Source organism: Citrobacter sp. FP75, from assembly GCF_018342065.1.
GTDB lineage: Bacteria > Pseudomonadota > Gammaproteobacteria > Enterobacterales > Enterobacteriaceae > Citrobacter.
The window spans coordinates 24731-45606 of record NZ_JAFDOE010000013.1 but is presented as its reverse complement, the minus strand read 5'-3'; the positions used below and the strand labels follow the sequence as shown (position 1 = coordinate 45606).

20 protein-coding genes are annotated in these 20876 nt (G+C 52.7%); 13 read left to right on the top strand and 7 right to left on the bottom strand.

Features of this window, described 5'->3' with window-relative positions:
- Window positions 1-275 precede the first annotated feature (275 nt).
- Window positions 276-1526: an NADP-dependent isocitrate dehydrogenase gene (icd, locus tag JQ822_RS23300; protein WP_213135404.1), complete on the bottom strand. Its 1251-nt coding sequence runs from the start codon at window positions 1524-1526 to the stop codon at window positions 276-278.
- A gap of 202 nt (window positions 1527-1728) precedes the next feature.
- On the opposite strand from icd, the gene rluE reads away from it, so the two are divergent.
- The 9 genes from rluE to roxA all read left to right on the top strand — a co-directional run bounded on the left by rluE (window position 1729) and on the right by roxA (window position 10521).
- Window positions 1729-2352, top strand: coding sequence for a 23S rRNA pseudouridine(2457) synthase RluE (gene rluE, locus JQ822_RS23295; protein WP_213135403.1), 624 nt, complete (start codon window positions 1729-1731; stop codon window positions 2350-2352).
- Window positions 2353-2386: 34 nt separating this feature from the next.
- Window positions 2387-3325: a hypothetical protein gene (locus tag JQ822_RS23290; RefSeq protein ID WP_213135402.1), complete on the top strand. Its 939-nt coding sequence runs from the start codon at window positions 2387-2389 to the stop codon at window positions 3323-3325.
- 10 nt (window positions 3326-3335) lie between these two features.
- Window positions 3336-3797 carry an NUDIX hydrolase gene (locus tag JQ822_RS23285; RefSeq protein ID WP_213135401.1) on the top strand — a complete coding sequence of 154 codons (462 nt, stop codon included), beginning with the start codon at window positions 3336-3338 and terminating at the stop codon, window positions 3795-3797.
- Between the two features lie 53 nt (window positions 3798-3850).
- Window positions 3851-4957, top strand: a complete 1107-nt coding sequence (gene mnmA, locus JQ822_RS23280; protein WP_213135400.1) for a tRNA 2-thiouridine(34) synthase MnmA — start codon at window positions 3851-3853, stop codon at window positions 4955-4957.
- 35 nt (window positions 4958-4992) lie between these two features.
- A complete protein-coding gene (gene hflD / locus JQ822_RS23275; RefSeq protein ID WP_045449571.1) occupies window positions 4993-5634 on the top strand; it encodes a high frequency lysogenization protein HflD in 642 nt (213 codons plus the stop codon).
- Between the two features lie 3 nt (window positions 5635-5637).
- Window positions 5638-7008 (top strand): adenylosuccinate lyase, encoded by a 1371-nt coding sequence (purB, locus tag JQ822_RS23270; RefSeq protein ID WP_213135399.1) that lies wholly within the window; start codon window positions 5638-5640, stop codon window positions 7006-7008.
- Window positions 7009-7176: 168 nt separating this feature from the next.
- A complete protein-coding gene (gene phoP, locus JQ822_RS23265; protein ID WP_213135398.1) occupies window positions 7177-7848 on the top strand; it encodes a two-component system response regulator PhoP in 672 nt (223 codons plus the stop codon).
- Window positions 7848-9311, top strand: a complete 1464-nt coding sequence (gene phoQ, locus JQ822_RS23260) for a two-component system sensor histidine kinase PhoQ (RefSeq protein WP_213135397.1) — start codon at window positions 7848-7850, stop codon at window positions 9309-9311. Before phoP ends, phoQ begins: the two co-directional genes overlap by 1 nt.
- 88 nt (window positions 9312-9399) lie before the next feature.
- A complete protein-coding gene (gene roxA, locus JQ822_RS23255; RefSeq protein ID WP_213135396.1) occupies window positions 9400-10521 on the top strand; it encodes a [50S ribosomal protein L16]-arginine 3-hydroxylase in 1122 nt (373 codons plus the stop codon).
- A 56-nt stretch (window positions 10522-10577) separates the two neighbouring features.
- Here the strand turns inward: roxA and pepT are convergent, their stop codons facing one another.
- Window positions 10578-11804: a peptidase T gene (gene pepT / locus JQ822_RS23250; RefSeq protein WP_213135395.1), complete on the bottom strand. Its 1227-nt coding sequence runs from the start codon at window positions 11802-11804 to the stop codon at window positions 10578-10580.
- 250 nt (window positions 11805-12054) lie between these two features.
- Here pepT and potA point away from each other — a divergent pair, with 250 nt between their 5' ends.
- From potA to potD, 4 genes are read left to right on the top strand one after another with little or no spacing between them, the layout of a single operon-like run.
- Complete coding sequence (potA, locus tag JQ822_RS23245; RefSeq protein WP_135321510.1) at window positions 12055-13191, top strand: spermidine/putrescine ABC transporter ATP-binding protein PotA; 1137 nt, start codon at window positions 12055-12057, stop codon at window positions 13189-13191.
- Window positions 13175-14032 carry a spermidine/putrescine ABC transporter permease PotB gene (potB, locus tag JQ822_RS23240; protein ID WP_213135394.1) on the top strand — a complete coding sequence of 286 codons (858 nt, stop codon included), beginning with the start codon at window positions 13175-13177 and terminating at the stop codon, window positions 14030-14032. Before potA ends, potB begins: the two co-directional genes overlap by 17 nt.
- Window positions 14029-14808 (top strand): spermidine/putrescine ABC transporter permease PotC, encoded by a 780-nt coding sequence (gene potC / locus JQ822_RS23235; protein WP_003030794.1) that lies wholly within the window; start codon window positions 14029-14031, stop codon window positions 14806-14808. Before potB ends, potC begins: the two co-directional genes overlap by 4 nt.
- 27 nt (window positions 14809-14835) lie before the next feature.
- The gene (gene potD / locus JQ822_RS23230) at window positions 14836-15882 is read left to right on the top strand and encodes a spermidine/putrescine ABC transporter substrate-binding protein PotD (RefSeq protein WP_213135408.1); all 1047 of its coding nucleotides are present in this window, start codon (window positions 14836-14838) and stop codon (window positions 15880-15882) included.
- Between the two features lie 51 nt (window positions 15883-15933).
- On the opposite strand, the gene cobB is transcribed toward potD, so the two are convergent.
- From cobB to lolC, 5 genes are read right to left on the bottom strand one after another with little or no spacing between them, the layout of a single operon-like run.
- Window positions 15934-16755, bottom strand: coding sequence for a Sir2 family NAD+-dependent deacetylase (gene cobB / locus JQ822_RS23225; RefSeq protein ID WP_213135393.1), 822 nt, complete (start codon window positions 16753-16755; stop codon window positions 15934-15936).
- 15 nt (window positions 16756-16770) lie between these two features.
- Complete coding sequence (gene nagK / locus JQ822_RS23220; RefSeq protein WP_213135392.1) at window positions 16771-17682, bottom strand: N-acetylglucosamine kinase; 912 nt, start codon at window positions 17680-17682, stop codon at window positions 16771-16773.
- A 46-nt stretch (window positions 17683-17728) separates the two neighbouring features.
- Window positions 17729-18973, bottom strand: coding sequence for a lipoprotein-releasing ABC transporter permease subunit LolE (gene lolE / locus JQ822_RS23215; protein WP_213135391.1), 1245 nt, complete (start codon window positions 18971-18973; stop codon window positions 17729-17731).
- Window positions 18973-19674 carry a lipoprotein-releasing ABC transporter ATP-binding protein LolD gene (gene lolD, locus JQ822_RS23210; protein ID WP_213135390.1) on the bottom strand — a complete coding sequence of 234 codons (702 nt, stop codon included), beginning with the start codon at window positions 19672-19674 and terminating at the stop codon, window positions 18973-18975. Before lolD ends, lolE begins: the two co-directional genes overlap by 1 nt.
- Window positions 19667-20866 carry a lipoprotein-releasing ABC transporter permease subunit LolC gene (lolC, locus tag JQ822_RS23205; protein WP_213135407.1) on the bottom strand — a complete coding sequence of 400 codons (1200 nt, stop codon included), beginning with the start codon at window positions 20864-20866 and terminating at the stop codon, window positions 19667-19669. The genes lolD and lolC overlap by 8 nt, the downstream gene beginning before the upstream one ends.
- Between the last annotated feature and the right edge of the window lie 10 nt (window positions 20867-20876).

Here is a 20876-nt window from a genome sequence, read left to right as displayed (position 1 = left end):
TTCTTCACAAACAAATATAGCACGATGTAAGCAACGTCTGCTCCTAGCACAGAATGAAGCTAGATATTAACGAGCGTCCACCAGAAATAATAAAAAGCTGAGGAATGTCAAATGGGGACCTGGCAATAGAACTGCCATCTGACCGACCAGCCTACTCCAAACTCCCAAGGGGGTTTTGATAACTTATTTTGACAAAATTTTGATAACCGTTAGCAGCCTAACAAAAAATAACGGGAGCGTTACGCTCCCGTTAATAAATTTAACAAATTACGGCATTACATGTTTTCGATGATCGCGTCACCAAACTCTGAACATTTCAGCAGTTTAGCGCCGTCCATCAGACGTTCGAAGTCATAGGTTACGGTCTTGGCGTTGATCGCACCGCTCATACCTTTAACAATTAAGTCAGCCGCTTCGGTCCAACCCATGTGACGCAGCATCATTTCAGCAGACAGGATGATGGAACCCGGGTTCACTTTATCCTGACCCGCATACTTCGGTGCTGTTCCGTGGGTGGCTTCGAACAGTGCACATTCGTCACCGATGTTTGCACCCGGCGCAATACCAATCCCGCCAACCTGTGCTGCCAGGGCATCAGAAATGTAGTCACCGTTCAGGTTCATACAGGCAATAACGTCATACTCTGCCGGGCGCAGCAGGATCTGCTGCAGGAACGCATCGGCGATAACGTCTTTAACAACGATCTCTTTACCGGTTTTCGGGTTCTTGATTTTCACCCACGGGCCGCCGTCGATCAGTTCACCACCGAATTCTTCACGCGCTAACTGGTAACCCCAGTCTTTGAACGCGCCTTCGGTGAATTTCATGATGTTGCCTTTGTGTACCAGGGTAACAGAATCACGATCGTTGGCGATGGCGTATTCAATCGCCGCACGCACCAGACGTTTAGTCCCTTCTTCGGAGCACGGTTTGATACCGATGCCGCAGTGTTCCGGGAAGCGAATTTTCTTCACGCCCATCTCTTCACGCAGGAATTTAATCACTTTCTCTGCATCAGCAGAGTCGGCTTTCCACTCGATACCCGCGTAGATGTCTTCAGAGTTTTCACGGAAGATGACCATATCGGTCAGTTCAGGATGTTTAACCGGGCTTGGCGTGCCCTGGTAGTAACGCACCGGACGCAGGCACACGTACAGGTCAAGTTCCTGGCGCAGCGCAACGTTCAGTGAACGAATACCGCCGCCAACTGGAGTAGTCAGTGGGCCTTTGATGGCAACACGGTAGTCACGAATCAGATCAAGGGTTTCAGCAGGCAGCCAGACATCCTGGCCATAAACCTGAGTGGATTTCTCGCCGGTGTAGATTTCCATCCAGGAGATTTTACGCTCGCCTTTATAGGCTTTCTCGACAGCAGCATCGACAACTTTGATCATCGGTGGGGTTACATCAACGCCGATACCGTCGCCTTCAATGAACGGGATAATCGGATTTTCAGGAACGTTGAGTTTGCCGTTTTGCAGGGTGATCTTCTTACCTTCCGCCGGAACAACTACTTTGCTTTCCATTCACCTCTCCTTCGAGCGCTTCTGGTTCTGCTCGTCTGTCATCACGCTGCATGTGCATTTGCGTCCTGCTACACGGATGCGTTAGAGCAACTTTTTGTTAATGATTTGTAATGAGCGTGTCAATACTACCCTATTGTTCGCCGCCATGAAAGACACTCGTTCTTAGGCTATAATGCGGCAATTGATATAATCTGAAAATACCATGCAAAAAACTTCTTTTAGAAATCACCGGGTTGAGCGATTCAGCTCACGACAAGTCACTAAGCATCGTAAAGAAAACCAGCCAAAACGCGTGGTTTTGTTCAATAAACCCTACGATGTTTTGCCACAATTTACTGACGAAGCGGGCCGCAGCACGCTAAAAGATTTTATTCCCGTACAAGGCGTCTATGCTGCGGGCCGTCTGGATCGGGACAGCGAAGGCCTGCTGGTACTGACGAATGACGGGGCATTACAGGCTCGACTGACGCAACCGGGTAAACGTACCGGGAAAATTTATTACGTCCAGGTCGAAGGTGAGCCGACACCGGATGCGCTGGACGTTCTGCGTAACGGGGTGACGCTCAATGACGGCCCTACTTTGCCGGCAGGCATTGAGGTTGTTGCAGAACCTGACTGGCTGTGGCCGCGAAATCCACCGATTCGCGAGCGAAAAAACATTCCCACCAGTTGGCTGAAAGTGACTTTATATGAAGGCCGTAACCGTCAGGTGAGACGCATGACGGCGCACGTGGGTTTTCCCACGCTGCGTTTAATCCGCTATGCCATGGGCGATTACACGCTGGAAAACCTCGCCAACGGCGAATGGCGGGAACTGAAATCGTAACCTCATGGTTTAACGCGATTGTTAACAGGGAAGAATGAAGAACATGGATAAACGGTTTATTGCAGCATTCGTCCTTCTCGGCGTGTCACCGTTTTGTTCAGCAGAACAGGACTGCGAGTCAATTGCCGGAATCGCGGCGGGAGAGGCAAATTATCTTTACGCCTCTGCCAAAGTCAACACGGGCTCCCGTCTGCATTTCTATTCCGCACCGGCCACCGAATGCCAGCTTCCCACTTTTTTGGTCAACAGTGACACTGTAGAGGTGCTCAGGAGTTCGCAGCGTTATGAAAGCACGGGCATGTTGTCCAAAGATGAACCTTTTCGCTACGTCCGTTATCGGGGCGCAAACGGTACCTTCGTCACCGGTTGGATTAAAACGGACGGGCTTACGCCGTTAGCTAACCCACTTCCCGTAAGCCCCGCGTGCCAGTCCTGGGCCAATAAGTTGATGCCGCAACGCGAGAAGATGCCCCCCGCCGCCAGTAATCATTATCAGGTTACAGGTGGTGCACGTGCAGGGTTCTATTCAATGCCGAATGAGCAGTGTCGCAGCGACTCCGTGTTCCTGGTGCCCGGCGACGTGGTTTCTGCACAGGAAGAGTCTAAAGACGATTTTATTGACGTGGTCTATTACACTGCAGATCGCCATATTGTGCGCGGCTGGTTAAAAAAATCACAGCTGCAGTCCTTAAACCGCGGCGACCGCTATCGCGACGACATCAATCCAGTCTCTACGGATAAAGCAACACGGGTCGCCAGCCTTGATTTGCGTCACGACTATCAATGTATTTTTTATGAAAGCTGGAATGCAAAAAAGGCCATTGAGATCATCGTGCGCGAAGATCATCAGACAGCGTTGTGCCGTGGAGGGGCCGATCCACAGACCTCCCCTCCGGTGGCCTACATCAGTATCGATAAAGCCACTGGCGAGATTAGCTGGCCAGATGTGGCTGAAGGCTTTAAAGAAGAATAAGAGGTGAACCATGTTCAAACCGCACGTCACCGTCGCCTGCATTGTGCATGCAGAAGATAAATTTTTAGTTGTCGAAGAAACTATCAATGGCAAAGTCTTGTGGAATCAACCTGCAGGGCACCTGGAAGCGGATGAAACTCTGGTGCAAGCCGCCGCGCGCGAACTGTGGGAAGAAACGGGCATCAAAGCGCAACCGCAGCACTTCATTCGTCTGCATCAATGGATCGCGCCGGACAGAACGCCCTTTTTACGTTTTCTGTTTTCTATTGAGCTTGCCAATATGTGCGCTACTGAACCGCATGACAGCGATATAGACTGCTGTCGCTGGGTGAGTGCAGAAGAGATTTTCTTAGCGTCAAACCTGCGTTCACCGCTGGTTGCCGAAAGCATTCGCTGTTATCAGAGCGGACAACGGTATCCGCTGGCCATGATCGGAGAATTTAACTGGCCGTTTACAGAGGGTGTCAAGTAAAGGGCTGCGTGATAGAATATGCCGCCTTGAAGTTCAATGTTGTGAGTATTCCTATGTCTGAAAGCCCAAAAAAAGTGATCGTCGGCATGTCCGGCGGTGTCGATTCCTCCGTTTCTGCCTGGCTGTTGCAACAACAGGGTTATCAGGTAGAAGGCCTGTTCATGAAGAACTGGGAAGAGGACGACGGTGAGGAATACTGTACCGCTGCCGCCGATCTTGCGGATGCGCAAGCCGTCTGCGACAAACTCGGCATTGAACTGCATACCGTCAACTTTGCTGCAGAATATTGGGACAACGTCTTTGAACTGTTCCTTGAAGAGTACAAAGCGGGTCGTACGCCGAACCCGGATATTCTGTGCAACAAAGAAATTAAGTTTAAAGCCTTCCTCGAATTTGCCGCTGAAGATTTAGGTGCCGATTACATCGCTACCGGTCATTACGTGCGCCGAGCGGATGTCGACGGCAAAAGCCGCCTGCTGCGTGGACTCGATGGCAATAAAGATCAGAGCTATTTCCTCTACACGCTCGGCCACGAGCAGATCGCGCAAAGCCTGTTCCCGGTCGGTGAGCTGGAAAAACCGCAGGTGCGTAAAATCGCCGAAGATCTGGGTCTGATTACCGCGAAGAAAAAAGACTCTACTGGCATCTGCTTTATTGGTGAGCGTAAATTCCGCGAGTTTCTCGGCCGTTACCTGCCGGCTCAGCCAGGCAAAATCATCACCGTGGATGGTGAAGAGATTGGTCAGCACCAAGGGCTGATGTATCACACGCTGGGCCAACGTAAAGGCCTTGGGATCGGCGGAACCAAAGAAGGGACCGAAGATCCGTGGTATGTCGTCGATAAAGACGTTGAGAACAATGTTCTGGTTGTCGCTCAGGGTCATGATCATCCGCGTCTGATGTCCGTTGGCCTGATCGCGCAACAGCTGCACTGGGTCGATCGCGAACCGTTCGCCGGTACAATGCGCTGCACGGTGAAAACCCGCTATCGCCAGACCGACATTCCGTGCACTGTTAAAGCGCTGGATGCTGAGCGTATTGAAGTGATTTTTGATGAGCCTGTTGCGGCAGTAACGCCTGGTCAGTCGGCCGTCTTTTACAACGGCGAAGTGTGCCTCGGTGGCGGCATTATCGAGCAGCGCCTGCCACTGCCGGTATAATTTATCTACATATCTAATACAAGGAAGCAGTGAACGTGGCAAAGAATTATTATGACATCACCCTCGCTCTGGCAGGCATTTGCCAGTCGGCTCGCCTGGTGCAGCAACTGGCACACCAGGGGCACTGTGATGCCGATGCGCTACACGTTTCACTGAACAGTGTCATCGACATGAATCCCAGCTCCACGCTGGGCGTGTTTGGCGGCAGTGAAGCCAATCTGCGCCTTGGCCTTGAAACGCTGCTCGGCGTACTGAACGCCAGCAGTCGCCAGGGGTTGAACGCGGAACTCACCCGCTACACGTTAAGCCTGATGGTGCTGGAGCGTAAACTGTCAGCCGCCAAAGGCGCGATGGACACGCTGGGAGACCGTATCAACGGCTTGCAGCGCCAGCTGGACCATTTTGATTTGCAGTCAGAAACGTTGATGAGTGCGATGGCGGGTATTTATGTTGACGTCATCAGCCCACTCGGCCCGCGTATTCAGGTTACCGGCTCGCCAGCTATCCTTCAGAGCCCACAGGTTCAGGCCAAAGTACGCGCTTCGCTGCTGGCTGGCATTCGTGCTGCCGTGCTCTGGCATCAGGTTGGCGGCGGCCGTCTGCAACTCATGTTCTCTCGTAATCGCCTGACCACTCAGGCTAAACAAATTCTTGCTCATTTAACCCCGGAGTTGTGATCTATGGAATTATCCTCACTGACCGCCGTTTCCCCTGTCGATGGACGCTACGGCGATAAAGTCAGCGCGCTGCGCGGGATTTTCAGCGAATACGGTTTGCTGAAATTCCGTGTACAGGTTGAAGTACGCTGGCTGCAAAAACTGGCCGCGACCGCTGCGATCAAGGAAGTTCCTGCTTTTGCTGCCGACGCAATCGGTTTCCTTGATACGATCGTCGCTAACTTCAATGAAGAAGATGCTGCACGTATCAAAACCATTGAGCGTACGACCAACCATGACGTGAAGGCCGTTGAGTATTTCCTGAAAGAAAAAGTGGCGGATATCCCGGAACTGCATGCCGTTTCCGAGTTTATCCACTTCGCGTGTACCTCAGAAGACATCAATAACCTGTCTCATGCGCTGATGCTGAAAACCGCGCGCGACGAAGTGATCCTGCCGTACTGGCGCAAGCTGATTGACGCAGTGAAAGACCTGTCCGTACAGTATCGCGATATTCCCCTGCTCTCCCGTACCCACGGCCAGCCCGCTACGCCGTCTACACTGGGTAAAGAAATGGCAAACGTGGCGTACCGTATGGAACGTCAATATCGTCAGCTCAATCAGGTTGAAATCCTCGGTAAAATCAACGGGGCCGTGGGTAACTATAACGCCCACATCGCCGCTTACCCGGAAGTTGACTGGCATCAGTTCAGCGAAGAGTTCGTCACCTCACTGGGCATCCAGTGGAACCCATACACCACGCAGATTGAGCCGCACGACTACATTGCCGAGCTGTTCGATTGTGTTGCGCGTTTTAACACTATCCTGATCGATTTTGACCGTGACGTCTGGGGTTATGTGGCGCTGAACCACTTCAAACAGAAAACCATCGCCGGTGAAATTGGTTCTTCCACCATGCCACATAAAGTTAACCCAATTGACTTCGAAAACTCCGAAGGTAATCTGGGCCTGTCTAACGCGGTGCTGCAGCATCTGGCAAGCAAACTGCCGGTCTCTCGCTGGCAGCGCGACCTGACGGATTCTACCGTTCTGCGTAACCTGGGCGTGGGTATTGGCTATGCGCTGATCGCCTATCAGTCCACGCTGAAAGGCGTGAGCAAACTGGAAGTGAACCGCGATCATCTGCTGGACGAGCTGGATCATAACTGGGAAGTACTGGCAGAACCGATCCAGACCGTAATGCGCCGCTACGGCATTGAAAAACCGTACGAGAAACTGAAAGAGCTGACCCGCGGCAAGCGCGTTGATGCTGAAGGCATGAAGCAGTTCATCGACGGACTGGCCCTGCCGGAAGAAGAGAAAACGCGTCTGAAAGCCATGACGCCTGCCAATTACATCGGTCGCGCTATTACCATGGTTGATGAACTGAAATAATCAGCTCTCTGCCGGATGGCTAACATAAGCCGGGTAAGCGCCATCAGCGCAACCCGGCTTTTTATCGCCCGCGGTCATGTCCCTTCCACTAGTTTATTAAATGTTTATCCCCACAGCCACATAATCAGCGTTAAACTATTCATACCGTTAATGTAGGGAGAAACGAAGATGCGCGTACTGGTTGTTGAGGATAATGCCTTATTACGTCACCACCTGAAGGTTCAGTTACAGGATGCCGGCCACCAGGTTGATGATGCTGAGGATGCAAAGGAAGCAGATTATTACCTTAACGAACATTTGCCGGATATTGCGATCGTCGACTTAGGGCTCCCCGATGAAGATGGCTTGTCGCTGATCCGCCGCTGGCGCAGCAATGAAGTCTCGCTCCCCATTCTGGTCTTAACCGCCCGCGAAGGCTGGCAGGACAAGGTGGAAGTACTCAGCGCCGGAGCAGATGACTACGTGACAAAACCTTTCCACATTGAAGAGGTGGCCGCCCGGATGCAGGCACTGATGCGGCGCAACAGTGGCCTGGCTTCGCAGATTATCTCGCTGCCGCCTTTTCAGGTTGACCTTTCTCGCCGCGAATTATCCGTGAATGACGAAGTCATCAAACTCACCGCGTTTGAATACACCATCATGGAGACACTGATCCGCAATAACGGCAAAGTGGTCAGCAAAGATTCGCTGATGCTGCAACTCTATCCAGACGCAGAACTGCGTGAAAGCCACACTATCGATGTGCTGATGGGACGTCTGCGCAAAAAAATTCAGGCGCAATATCCGGATGACGTGATCACCACCGTGCGTGGACAGGGCTACCTTTTCGAATTGCGCTAATGAACAAATTATTGCGTCACTTCTTCCCGCTATCGCTGCGTCTGCGCTTTTTACTGGCGACCGCAGGCGTTGTGCTGGTGCTCTCATTAGCCTATGGCATGGTTGCGCTGGTGGGTTACAGCGTGAGCTTTGATAAGACAACGTTTCGTCTGCTGCGCGGGGAAAGCAATCTGTTTTACACGCTCGCGAAATGGGAAGGCGGCAAGCTGCAGGTTGAACTGCCGGAACATCTCGATATGCAAAGCCCCACCATGTCTCTCATCTATGATGAAGATGGCAAACTGTTGTGGGCACAACGCAATGTTCCCTGGCTGTTGCGCAGTATTCAGCCGGACTGGTTAAAAACGAATGGTTTCCATGAAATAGAAGCTGATGTCGATGCTACCAGTACGTTGCTGCGCGAAGATCATTCCGTGCAACAACAGCTTCAGGAAGTCAGAGAAGATGATAACGACGCCGAAATGACCCACTCCGTGGCGGTAAATATCTATCCTGCAACTGCCCGCATGCCTCAGCTAACTATTGTCGTCGTCGACACTATCCCCATTGAGCTAAAGCGCTCGTATATGGTCTGGAGCTGGTTTATCTATGTTCTGGTAGCCAATCTGCTGTTAGTCATTCCGCTGCTATGGGTTGCGGCCTGGTGGAGCTTACGACCTATTGAATCACTGGCGCGTGAAGTCCGCGAACTCGAGGAGCATCACCGTGAAATGCTCAATCCCGCCACCACGCGTGAACTGACCAGTCTGGTACGCAACCTCAACCGGCTACTGAAAAGTGAACGTGAGCGTTACGATAAATACCGCACCACCTTAACCGATCTCACCCACAGCCTGAAAACACCGCTGGCCGTTTTGCAAAGCACGCTGCGCTCGATGCGCAATGAAAAGATGAGCGTCAGTGATGCTGAGCCCGTCATGCTGGAACAAATCAGCCGCATTTCTCAGCAAATTGGCTATTACCTGCATCGCGCCAGTATGCGTGGCGGTAATGCCCTGCTTAGTCGAGAACTGCACCCGGTTGCCCCTTTGCTGGATAAGCTGACCTCCGCCCTCAATAAGGTCTATCAGCGTAAAGGCGTCACTATCAGCCTCGATATCTCGCCCGAAATCAGCTTTGTGGGCGAGCAAAATGATTTTGTCGAAGTCATGGGCAACGTGCTGGATAACGCCTGTAAATACTGTCTGGAGTTTGTCGAAATCTCCGCTCAGCTATCCGACGACAGTCTGCATATTCTGGTTGAGGATGATGGTCCGGGCATTCCGCAAACCAAACGCGAAGTGGTCTTCGATCGCGGCCAGCGTGTGGATACCTTACGCCCCGGACAAGGCGTGGGGCTGGCGGTCGCTCGCGAAATCACCGAGCAGTATGACGGACAGATTATCGCTGGCGACAGCTTGTTAGGCGGCGCACGCATGGAGGTTATTTTTGGCCGCCAGCATCCGGGGCACAAGGACGGGTAAGCTGTTTGTAATATTTATGTGCCGACATCACTTATCCGGTTAAGCATCCGTTATAATCGGAGCAACCAACAGCCTGCGGATGCTCATTATGGAATACCAATTAAACCTCAACTGGCCCGACTTTCTTGAACGCCACTGGCAAAAGCGCCCGGTGGTCTTAAAGCGTGGTTTTAATAACTTTATCGATCCGCTTTCCCCTGATGAACTGGCCGGGCTGGCGATGGAAAGCGAAGTTGACAGCCGACTGGTCAGCCACCAGGACGGTAAATGGCAGGTGAGCCATGGTCCTTTCGAGAGCTATGATCATCTCGGAGAGAACAACTGGTCGCTGCTGGTCCAGGCCGTTAATCACTGGCACGAGCCTACCGCCGCGTTGATGCGTCCGTTTCGTGAATTACCGGACTGGCGTATCGATGACCTGATGATCTCCTTTTCCGTACCCGGCGGCGGCGTTGGCCCGCACCTGGATCAGTACGATGTGTTTATCATTCAGGGTACCGGCCGCCGTCGCTGGCGCGTGGGCGAAAAGCTCCAGCTGAAGCAACATTGCCCGCACCCTGACCTGCTGCAGGTTGATCCGTTCGAAGCCATCATTGATGAAGAACTGGAGCCGGGTGATATTCTGTACATCCCACCAGGATTCCCGCACGAAGGTTACGCGCTGGAAAATGCGATGAACTATTCAGTGGGTTTCCGCGCCCCAAACACGCGGGAACTGATCAGCGGATTTGCCGATTACGTTCTGCAACGTGAACTGGGCAGCACCTATTACAGCGATCCGGATCTGCCGCCGCGCGACCATCCGGCGGATGTTCTGCCACAGGAAATGGATAAACTGCGTGAAATGATGCTGGGGCTGATTAATCAACCTGAACATTTCAAACAGTGGTTTGGTGAGTTTATTTCTCAGTCGCGTCATGAACTTGATGTGGCCCCGCCGGAGCCGCCTTATCAGCCTGACGAAATCTACGATGCCCTGAAACAAGGGGATGTACTGGTACGTCTGGGTGGATTACGCGTCATCCGCGTCGGCGACGAGGTTTATGTCAACGGTGAAAAGATTAACTCACCGCATCGCCCTGCCCTCGAGGCACTGGCCAGCCATATCGTGCTGACAGCCGAGAACTTTGAGGATGCGCTGGAAGATCCATCCTTCCTCGCCATGCTGGCCGCACTGGTCAACAGTGGATACTGGTTCTTCGAAGGGTAATTATTGTCGTTATGCCGGATGACGCTTCGTGCATCCGGCATCTAACGCCAGGCTTATTACTGCTGTTTCGCCGTCAACTCGGCAATACGCACAATCACCTGCACCGCTTTTTCCATCCCTTCCAGCGTCACAAACTCATGTTTACCATGGTAGTTGTAGCCGCCGGTAAACAGATTCGGGCACGGTAATCCCATAAACGAGAGCTGCGCACCGTCGGTACCGCCGCGAATGGGTTTCAGCACAGGTTCAATATCGCAGTCGCGCATCGCCTGCTGGGCGATATCCAGCACATGCGGATGCTCGATCACTTTCTCGCGCATGTTGTAATAGCTGTCTTCGATCACCAGTTCAATGTAGCAGTCCGGGTGTAACCCTTTGCCGACTTTTTTGGCGATCTCCATAATTTTACGTTTACGCGCTTCAAACTGTTTACGGTCAAAATCGCGGATGATGTAGTGCATATCCGCCCGGTCAACGCTGCCTTTCATACTCGCCAGGTGGTAAAAACCTTCATAACCTTCGGTGGCCTCCGGGCTTTCATCTGCCGGAACCTCAGCGTGGATGCGGGCAGCCAGCGACAGCGCATTCACCATCACGCCTTTTGCGGTACCTGGATGCACATTGTTACCCACGATTTTGATGTTGACCGACGCCGCGTTGAAGTTTTCAAACTCCAGTTCGCCCACGCCACCACCGTCAACGGTGTAGGCCCACTTTGCATCAAATGCCGCAACGTCAAAGTGTTTCGCGCCTTTCCCAACCTCTTCGTCTGGGGTAAAGGCCACGCGAATATCACCGTGGGGAATGTTTTTATGCTTCAACACGGCCAGCGCGGTCATGATCTCCGCTACCCCGGCTTTGTCGTCCGCGCCCAGCAGCGTTTTACCGTCGGTGGTGATCAGCGTTTGTCCCAAAAGTTGATGTAACACAGGGAACATCACCGGCGACAAAATTTCATCACCAATGCCTAACGCAATATCGCCCCCGCGGTAGTTTTCAACAATTTGCGGATTGACGTTTTTGCCACTGAAATCCGGTGAGGTATCGACATGAGAAATGAAGCCAATCGGGGGAATATCACCCGCAACGTTGGCAGGCAACGTCGCCATCAGCGTTCCTTTCTCACTTAGCGAAACGTTAACCAGCCCCATTTCTTCAAGCTGTTGTTTGAGCAGCTGTAATAACTTCCACTGTCCCTCGGTGCTGGGTACCTGCCGCACACCCGATTTGGACTGGGTGTCCAGCGACACGTAGTGTAAAAAACGCTCAAGTAGTTTATCCATGCAGTCACCCTCACTTTTCGTGACAACATTATCAATAAGCAAGAAAAGACAAATATTGCGTCAGGTCACTTTTATCCCCGCAAGTGAGAATATTTCTCCCTGACACCCCTTCTGACTATAAGGCTAAGTCAGTAATTCGCAACAAGGATTGGCGATTACAATGGTTTGCCGTAGAATAACGGCCCTCATTAAGAGTCATCAAGGTGGTTAACCACAAACCCCGCAGCGGTCAGCCATCCGTTGCGTTTACATGGGACAGAGTAAAAAATTGAATAAACAACCGCGTTCGCTTTCTCCACTGGTGCAATTAGCGGGAATTCGCAAAAGTTTCGATGGCAAAGAGGTGATTTCCAGCCTGGATTTGACCATCAACAATGGCGAATTTCTCACGCTGCTCGGCCCCTCTGGCTGCGGTAAAACAACCGTTCTACGCCTGATTGCGGGTCTGGAAACGGTTGATTCCGGTCATATCATGCTGGACAACCAGGACATTACTCACGTACCTGCGGAAAACCGCTACGTGAACACCGTATTCCAAAGCTATGCGTTATTCCCCCACATGACCGTTTTCGAAAATGTGGCTTTTGGCTTACGCATGCAAAAAACCCCCGCAGCCGATATTCAACCTCGCGTCACCGAAGCCTTGCGCATGGTGCAACTGGAAGAGTTTGCCCAGCGTAAACCCCATCAACTCTCCGGTGGACAGCAACAGCGTGTGGCAATTGCCCGGGCGGTGGTCAACAAACCCCGTTTACTATTGTTGGATGAATCGCTTTCTGCGCTGGACTATAAGCTGCGCAAGCAGATGCAGAACGAACTGAAAGCGCTGCAGCGTAAGCTTGGTATCACCTTTGTCTTTGTCACTCACGATCAGGAAGAAGCGCTGACCATGTCAGATCGTATCGTGGTGATGCGTGACGGCAAAATTGAGCAGGACGGCACGCCGCGCGAAATTTACGAAGAGCCAAAAAATCTGTTCGTCGCCGGGTTCATCGGTGAGATCAATATGTTTAATGCGACGGTGATTGAGCGGCTGGACGAACAGCGCGTTCGTGCTAACGTTGAAGGTCGCGAGTGCAACATCTACGTGAATTTCGCGGTTGAACCGGGACAGAAACTGCATGTGCTGTTGCGTCCGGAAGATCTACGCGTGGATGAGATCAACGATGACAACCACGTCGAAGGGTTGATAGGCTACGTGCGTGAGCGCAACTACAAAGGCATGACGCTGGAGTCGGTTGTTGAACTGGAAAATGGCAAGATGGTGATGGTCAGCGAATTCTTCAACGAAGACGATCCTGACTTCGATCACTCTCTGGACCAGAAAATGGCGATTAACTGGGTAGAAAGCTGGGAGGTCGTACTGGCTGATGAAGAACACAAGTAAATTCCAGAGTGTGGTGATCGTCACCATTGTCGGTTGGCTTGTGTTATTTGTCTTTCTGCCCAACCTGATGATCATTGGCACCAGCTTTTTGACCCGTGATGATGCGAATTTCGTCAAAATGGTCTTTACGCTGGAAAACTACGCTCGCCTGCTCGATCCGCTCTATTTTGAGGTACTGATCCACTCCCTCAATATGGCGCTGATTGCGACATTCGCCTGCCTGGTGCTCGGCTATCCGTTTGCCTGGTTTTTGGTAAAACTGCCGGAGAAGGTGCGTCCACTGCTGCTATTCCTGCTGATTGTTCCGTTCTGGACCAACTCACTTATTCGCATCTACGGACTCAAACTTTTCCTCAGTACCAAAGGCTATCTCAACGAGTTTCTGCTGTGGCTCGGGGTCATTGATACCCCCATTCGTATCATGTTCACCCCCAGTGCGGTCATTATCGGCCTCGTTTACATTCTGCTGCCGTTTATGGTAATGCCGCTTTATTCCAGCATTGAGAAGCTGGACAAGCCGCTACTGGAAGCCGCGCGCGATCTGGGTGCCAGCAAATTTCAGACCTTTACCCGCATCATTATTCCGCTGACGATGCCGGGGATTATCGCCGGTTGCCTGCTGGTGATGCTACCCGCTATGGGACTGTTTTACGTGTCCGACCTGATGGGCGGCGCGAAAAACCTGCTGATTGGTAACGTGATCAAAGTTCAGTTCCTGAACATTCGCGACTGGCCGTTTGGTGCCGCCACCAGTATCACGCTGACCATCGTCATGGGCCTGATGCTACTGGTTTACTGGCGTGCTTCGCGCTTACTGAACAAGAAGGTGGAACTCGAATGATCGGTCGACTGCTCCGCGGCGGTTTTATGACCGCTATCTACGCGTATCTGTACATTCCAATCATCATTTTGATTGTGAACTCCTTCAACAGCTCGCGCTTTGGCATTAACTGGCAAGGCTTTACCACCAAATGGTACGGCCTGCTGATGAATAACGACAGCCTGCTGCAGGCAGCCCAGCACTCGCTGACCATGGCGGTATTATCCGCAACATTTGCCACGCTGATTGGCTCGCTGACGGCGGTTGCGCTTTATCGCTACCGTTTTCGCGGCAAACCGTTTGTCAGCGGCATGCTGTTCGTGGTGATGATGTCGCCGGATATCGTGATGGCAATTTCTCTGCTGGTACTGTTTATGCTGATCGGTATTCAATTAGGTTTCTGGTCACTGCTGTTCTCGCATATCACCTTCTGTCTGCCTTTTGTGGTAGTGACGGTTTACTCACGCCTGAAAGGCTTTGACGTACGAATGCTGGAGGCCGCTAAAGATCTGGGTGCCAGCGAGGTCACCATTCTGCGCAAAATCATTCTGCCGCTGGCGATGCCGGCGGTTGCTGCGGGCTGGTTACTGAGCTTTACCCTGTCGATGGATGACGTTGTCGTTTCATCGTTCGTCACCGGGCCGGGTTATGAAATATTGCCATTAAAAATCTACTCAATGGTAAAAGTCGGCGTTTCACCCGAGGTGAACGCGCTGGCGACCATTTTGTTGGTTCTGTCGCTGGTTATGGTCATCGCCAGCCAGCTTATTGCACGTGATAAAACCAAGGGCCGCTAAGGCCCTTAATTCAGGGGACGTTAAATGATGAAAAAATGGTCACGCCACCTGCTCGCGGCGGGTGCTCTGGCACTGGGCATGAGCGCCGCTCACGCAAATGATAACAACACGCTCTATTTCTATAACTGGACCGAGTACGTTCCGCCAGGACTGCTGGAACAATTCACCAAAGAGACCGGCATTAAGGTTATCTATTCGACCTACGAGTCGAACGAAACCATGTATGCCAAGCTCAAAACCTACAAAGACGGCGCCTACGATCTGGTGGTTCCTTCCACCTATTACGTAGATAAAATGCGCAAAGAAGGCATGATCCAAAAGATTGATAAGACGAAGCTCACCCACTTCAACAACCTCGATCCTGAAATGCTCAACAAGCCGTTTGATCCGAATAATGACTACTCGATCCCGTATATCTGGGGGGCAACGGCCATTGGCGTCAACAGCGATGCCATTGACCCGAAAACCGTGACCAGCTGGGCTGACCTGTGGAAACCGGAATACAAAGGCAGCCTGCTATTAACCGATGATGCCCGCGAAGTGTTCCAGGTGGCGCTGCGTAAGCTGGGCTACTCCGGTAACACCACCGACCCGAAAGAGATTGAAGCCGCGTATAACGAGCTGAAGAAGCTGATGCCTAACGTCGCGGCGTTTAACTCAGACAACCCGGCAAACCCGTATATGGAAGGCGAAGTCAATCTGGGGATGGTGTGGAACGGCTCCGCGTTTGTCGCGCGTCAGGCAGGCACACCGCTGGAAGTCGTGTGGCCGAAAGAAGGCGGGATTTTCTGGATGGACAGCCTGTCTATTCCGGCGAACGCCAAAAACAAAGAAGGCGCGCTGAAGCTGATTAACTTCCTGCTACGCCCCGATGTCGCGAAAGAAGTGGCCGAAACCATCGGTTATCCGACGCCAAACCTGGCCGCACGCAAACTGCTCAGCCCGGAAGTGGCCAATGATAAAACGCTGTATCCTGACGCTGATACCATTAAGAAAGGCGAGTGGCAGAACGACGTCGGCTCTGCCAGTGCGATTTATGAAGAGTACTATCAGAAGCTGAAAGCAGGACGCTAATCAGCATGTTGCCGGGTAGCGTTTTCGTCTTACCCGGCAACACAAAACCTATCACAGTCCTTTCAATAATTTCTCAACAAACTCAGGCACCACCTGGCTTGCCGGACCGTAATACTTCTCTTCGAACTCACTGCCCACCTGGCTCGGCTCAAGGTTAAGCTCCACCGTATGCGCCCCGTGCAGCCGTGCTTCGTGCACAAAACCTGCCGCCGGATAAACATGGCCGGACGTGCCAATAGCAATGAACACATCCGCCATAGCCAGCGCCATATAGATTTCATCCATACCCAGCGGCATTTCGCCAAACCACACGACGTGTGGGCGTAACGGTGCCGGAAACTGGCAGCAATGGCATTTATCTTCCGGGGTGACATCCCCCGTCCAGTCCAGAATCTGCCCGCTTTGCGAACAGCGAACTTTGAGCAGCTCGCCATGCATATGGATGACGTTCTGGTTACCCGCGCGTTCATGCAGGTTATCGATATTCTGCGTGACCAGTAAAAAATGGTCGCCCAACTCCGCCTCGAGTTTTGCCAGCGCGATATGCGCCGCGTTGGGTTGGATCTCAGACTGCTGTAGCTGGTGGCGGCGCGCATTATAGAACGACTGGACAAGACCCGGATTACGCGAAAACCCTTCCGGGGTCGCAACGTCTTCCACCCGATGTTCTTCCCAGAGGCCATCCGCAGCGCGGAAGGTACGAATACCTGACTCGGCGGAGATCCCCGCTCCCGTCAGGACTAATACTCTTGGTTTTTCCATCAATTCAGGCACCACTCTGTCTCTGAAGAAGATCCGTTGACGCAGGCGATCGCGCATATGGCGTTTATTTTTACGAAAACGGCTTAACCGATGACTCCGACGCGACAGCATAACAACCTCTTTGTATTAATCGGTAAGATGTAGGAAAGCGGCTCCACGCATTCCACCCGCATCACCGTGTCGTGCCCGCTCAATACGCGGCACACGGGCAACCGGCAGTAAATGGCGTGGCAGGCGATCTGCCAGTTGCGCCGTTATCGCGGTAAAATTCGACAAACCACCGCCAATCACCACCAAATCCGGATCAACGATAGTCAGGATATTCCCCAGGCAAACTGCCAGCAAATCGAGATAGCGTTCGACGTGAGCAAGCGCACGTTCATCACCCTGCTCCCAGAGCGCGATAATTTCACGGGCATCCAGGGATTGATTGGTGTAATGCTGGTACAGCCATGCAAATCCGCCACCGGAAAGGTAGCTCTCGATACATCCTAACTGACCGCATCCGCAGCGACGAAGCGGGAAGTCAAATCCCATCAGCGTCAGCGCATCTACCGGCAGGCGGATATGGCCAAACTCACCGGTAATATAGCTGCGCCCGGTGATGGATTTCCCGTTAAGCACCAGGCCACCGCCAACCCCCGTCCCAAGGATTAATCCCATGACTAGCGGGTACTGGGTAAATTCGTCGTCCCAGGCTTCAGAGAGGGCAAAACAGTTGGCGTCATTGTCCAGGCGTACATCGCGGTCCAGCCGCGCGCTAAGGTCTGCGCGCAGAGGTTTACCAGTGGCAGCGGGAACGTTGGCTGCATACAGCGTACCGTCTTCGGTTTCTGGCATACCGGGAATACCAATGCCTACCGAACCTTTAACGCCAAACCGCTGGTCTGCTTCCTTCACCAGATTGCAAACCGCATCAAGGAAAGCCTCATAGCTGTCACGCGGCGTAGGGACACGCGTTTCCCATTGCAAACGACGCTGTTTATCAAACACGCCCAGCGCAATTTTGGTTCCGCCGATGTCAAATCCGTAATACATCTCCGCTCCTTGATGCAATATGAATGCTTTAGTGTATATATTGCTGTTACTGGCCGCTAAGCACTCGCGCAGGGTCAATATTGCTGGCGCGACGCGCCGGATACCAACTCGCCAACAGACTCAGCGCTAATGCTGTTACCAGCACGTAAATGACATCCAGCCAGTGTAATTCTGATGGCAGGAAATCAATGAAGTAGATATCGCCGGACAGGAACTGATGGCCGATAAACGCCTCGATACCATTAATAATCGGCGTTAGCTGCAACGAAACGACCACGCCAATAACAACGCCTATCAGGCTACCAAACAGACCCGCCAGCAAGCCATACCAGACAAAAATGGCACGGATCAGCCCATCTTTCGCGCCTAACGTTCTTAATACCGCAATATCGCCGCTCTTGTCTTTTACCGCCATCACTAACGTTGAAACGATATTAAAACAGGCGACACCAATCACCAGCACCATCGCCAGATACATAATGGCGCGGATCATCTGAATATCACGATACATATAGCCGTAAGTACCAATCCAGCTTTTAATGTAAACGTAGTTATTGGTCACTTCACCCGCATCCCTGACCAGCTTATTGGCATTAAAGACGTCGTTAACCTTCAGTGCGATTCCGGACACGCTGGACCCCATATCCAGATACTGCTGGGCATCGATCATGGGGATCATGGCAAAGCTGTGATCGAGCTGGCCGCTCAGTTGCAGAATACCAATAACGTGCAAACGCACGCGCTTGGGTTGCATCAGCTTGTGATCGGCGCTGGCGTTGGGGATCATGATAGACACCCAGTCACCCTGCTTTACCTTCAGCGCATCCGCAATCCCCTTGCCAATGATGATTTGTTGCTCACCGGCTTTGAAATTATCCCAGGCATGGTTTTGTACGAAGGTGGGCAGCGCGCTCAAACGTTGCTCCTGTTTAGGATCGACGCCTTTCACCTGCACCGCGCGTAAGTTTGCCCCACTCTCCACTAGCCCGGTGAAGTTGATATAAGGCGCCGCCGCGGCAATTCCTGGCACCTTCTGCACTTTATCCAGTGCTTCCTGCCAGTTATTCCACGGCTGGTTAACCGCTTCAATCTCACCGTGCGGCACGACGGCAAGAATACGGTTGTTCAGCTCGCGCTCAAACCCGTTCATTGCGCTCAAACCAACAATCAATACCGCCACACCCAACGCGATGCCGATGGTAGAAATCACAGAAATCAGCGAGACCATGCCCCCACGCCGCCGACCACGGCTAAAGCGCAAGCCAATCAATAATGATAAAGGCGCAGCCATTACTCAGCTCCCATCAGGCTCAGTTCAGCCGTCAGGCGACCATCGCGCATTTCAAGCTGGCGGCTCATGCGCTTCGCCAGTTGTAGATCGTGGGTCACCACCAGGAATGCCGTCCCCTGAGAACGGTTCAACTCACCCAGAAGTTCGAAAATACTGTCCGCGTTACGTGCATCAAGGTTACCCGTTGGCTCATCCGCAAGTACCAGGCGCGGGTTATTCACCAAAGCACGGGCAATCGCCACACGCTGGCGCTCACCGCCCGACAGTTCAGATGGGCGATGGCTGGCACGATGATCCAACCCTACCGCTTTCAGCATATTGCGCGCACGTTCGGTAATTTCTGCCGGTTTTTTCTTGCCGATCAGCAGCGGCATCGCCACGTTTTCCAGCGCGGTGAAATCCGGCAGCAGATGGTGGAACTGGTAAATAAAGCCGAGCTTTTGATTACGCAGTTCCGCTTTTGCCGCGGAAGAGAGCTTACTCATCGGCTGACCGCTAAAAATGACGTCGCCTGAAGTCGGCGTATCCAGCCCGCCCAGCAGATGCAGCAACGTACTCTTGCCGGAGCCAGAACTGCCGACAATCGCCACCGTTTCACCTTCGCCGACGCTAAAACTAACATCGTGCAGCACATCGGTTTGCACGGTGCCTTCCTGATAGCGTTTGCACAGGTTGTCGCATTGCAACAGGATTTTATTCATAACGTAAAGCCTCAGCGGGTTGAGTGGCGGCAGCGCGCCAGGAAGGATAAAGCGTAGACAGCAGCGCGATGGCCATGGCCACCAGCGCAATGACGACAACCTGTAACGGCTCAATAGCGACCGGCAGCGCGGCACCATCCAGCAACGCCCCAATAATTGGCATCAGGTTGTTCAACTGGCTGGCAAGTAACGCCCCCAGCACGGCACCCAGCAGCGCGCCAATAATCCCGGCGCTGGCCCCCTGCACCATAAACACCATCATTATTTGCCGCGGCGTGAGCCCCTGGGTTTGTAAAATCGCCACTTCGCCTTGCTTTTCCATCACCATCAGCCCCAGCGAGGTAATAATATTAAACGCCGCGACCGCCACGATCAGGCTCAACAGCAGCCCCATCATGTTTTTTTCCATCCGCACAGCCTGGAACAATTCACCTTTACGCTCACGCCAGTCCTGCCATTTGGTGCCTTGCGGCAGCGTTTGCTGGCTCAGCGTATCGACCTTCAGCGGCTCGTTCAGCCACAAGCGCCAGCCGGTGATATTGCCCGCCGGGTAGCGCATCAGTCGCGACGCATCCTGAATATTGGTCAACATCTGATAGCCATCGACTTCGCTGTTGGCGGCAAAAGTACCAATTACCGTGAACAGACGCTGGCTTGGCAGACGTCCCATCGGGGTGAACTGGCTGGCTGACGGCACCATCACACGGATTTGATCGCCACGATTCACGCCCAACTGACCGGCAAGCTGCTCGCCGAGGATGACATTATACTTACCCGGCTCGAGATCGGTTTGCTTCACATTGACCAAATACGGCGTAAGCGGATCTTTTTGCGCCGGATCGATGCCCAGCATGACGCCAACCGCCACGCTACGCGCACTTTGCAGGACCACATCACCCGTTGTCAGGGGAGCAATGCGATTGACGCCGTTCAGCTTCACCGCGTTTTCCGGCAGCTTTTGCGGGTTCAGGGAACCCTGCTCTGACGAGAGAATGGCCTGAGGCATCAGGCCAAGAATATTATTTTGCAGCTCACGCTCGAAGCCGTTCATCACCGACAATACCGTGACCAGCGCCATTACCCCAAGAGTAATGCCAATGGTGGAAAGCCAGGAAACAAAACGACCGAAGCGATCTGCTGCACGCCCGCGCATGTAGCGCAGGCCGATGAATAGAGCGACAGGTTGATACATGAAATCCGTC

Excerpts from the sequence above, each read along its gene's own strand:
- icd (WP_213135404.1), bottom strand. The coding sequence starts at position 1,526 with ATGGAAAGCAAAGTAGTTGTTCCGGCGGAAGGTAAGAAGATCACCCTG.
- rluE (WP_213135403.1), top strand. The coding sequence starts at position 1,729 with ATGCAAAAAACTTCTTTTAGAAATCACCGGGTTGAGCGATTCAGCTCA.
- JQ822_RS23290 (WP_213135402.1), top strand. The coding sequence starts at position 2,387 with ATGAAGAACATGGATAAACGGTTTATTGCAGCATTCGTCCTTCTCGGC.
- JQ822_RS23285 (WP_213135401.1), top strand. The coding sequence starts at position 3,336 with ATGTTCAAACCGCACGTCACCGTCGCCTGCATTGTGCATGCAGAAGAT.
- mnmA (WP_213135400.1), top strand. The coding sequence starts at position 3,851 with ATGTCTGAAAGCCCAAAAAAAGTGATCGTCGGCATGTCCGGCGGTGTC.
- purB (WP_213135399.1), top strand. The coding sequence starts at position 5,638 with ATGGAATTATCCTCACTGACCGCCGTTTCCCCTGTCGATGGACGCTAC.
- phoP (WP_213135398.1), top strand. The coding sequence starts at position 7,177 with ATGCGCGTACTGGTTGTTGAGGATAATGCCTTATTACGTCACCACCTG.
- phoQ (WP_213135397.1), top strand. The coding sequence starts at position 7,848 with ATGAACAAATTATTGCGTCACTTCTTCCCGCTATCGCTGCGTCTGCGC.
- roxA (WP_213135396.1), top strand. The coding sequence starts at position 9,400 with ATGGAATACCAATTAAACCTCAACTGGCCCGACTTTCTTGAACGCCAC.
- pepT (WP_213135395.1), bottom strand. The coding sequence starts at position 11,804 with ATGGATAAACTACTTGAGCGTTTTTTACACTACGTGTCGCTGGACACC.
- potA (WP_135321510.1), top strand. The coding sequence starts at position 12,055 with ATGGGACAGAGTAAAAAATTGAATAAACAACCGCGTTCGCTTTCTCCA.
- potB (WP_213135394.1), top strand. The coding sequence starts at position 13,175 with ATGAAGAACACAAGTAAATTCCAGAGTGTGGTGATCGTCACCATTGTC.
- potC (WP_003030794.1), top strand. The coding sequence starts at position 14,029 with ATGATCGGTCGACTGCTCCGCGGCGGTTTTATGACCGCTATCTACGCG.
- potD (WP_213135408.1), top strand. The coding sequence starts at position 14,836 with ATGAAAAAATGGTCACGCCACCTGCTCGCGGCGGGTGCTCTGGCACTG.
- cobB (WP_213135393.1), bottom strand. The coding sequence starts at position 16,755 with ATGCTGTCGCGTCGGAGTCATCGGTTAAGCCGTTTTCGTAAAAATAAA.
- nagK (WP_213135392.1), bottom strand. The coding sequence starts at position 17,682 with ATGTATTACGGATTTGACATCGGCGGAACCAAAATTGCGCTGGGCGTG.
- lolE (WP_213135391.1), bottom strand. The coding sequence starts at position 18,973 with ATGGCTGCGCCTTTATCATTATTGATTGGCTTGCGCTTTAGCCGTGGT.
- lolD (WP_213135390.1), bottom strand. The coding sequence starts at position 19,674 with ATGAATAAAATCCTGTTGCAATGCGACAACCTGTGCAAACGCTATCAG.
- lolC (WP_213135407.1), bottom strand. The coding sequence starts at position 20,866 with ATGTATCAACCTGTCGCTCTATTCATCGGCCTGCGCTACATGCGCGGG.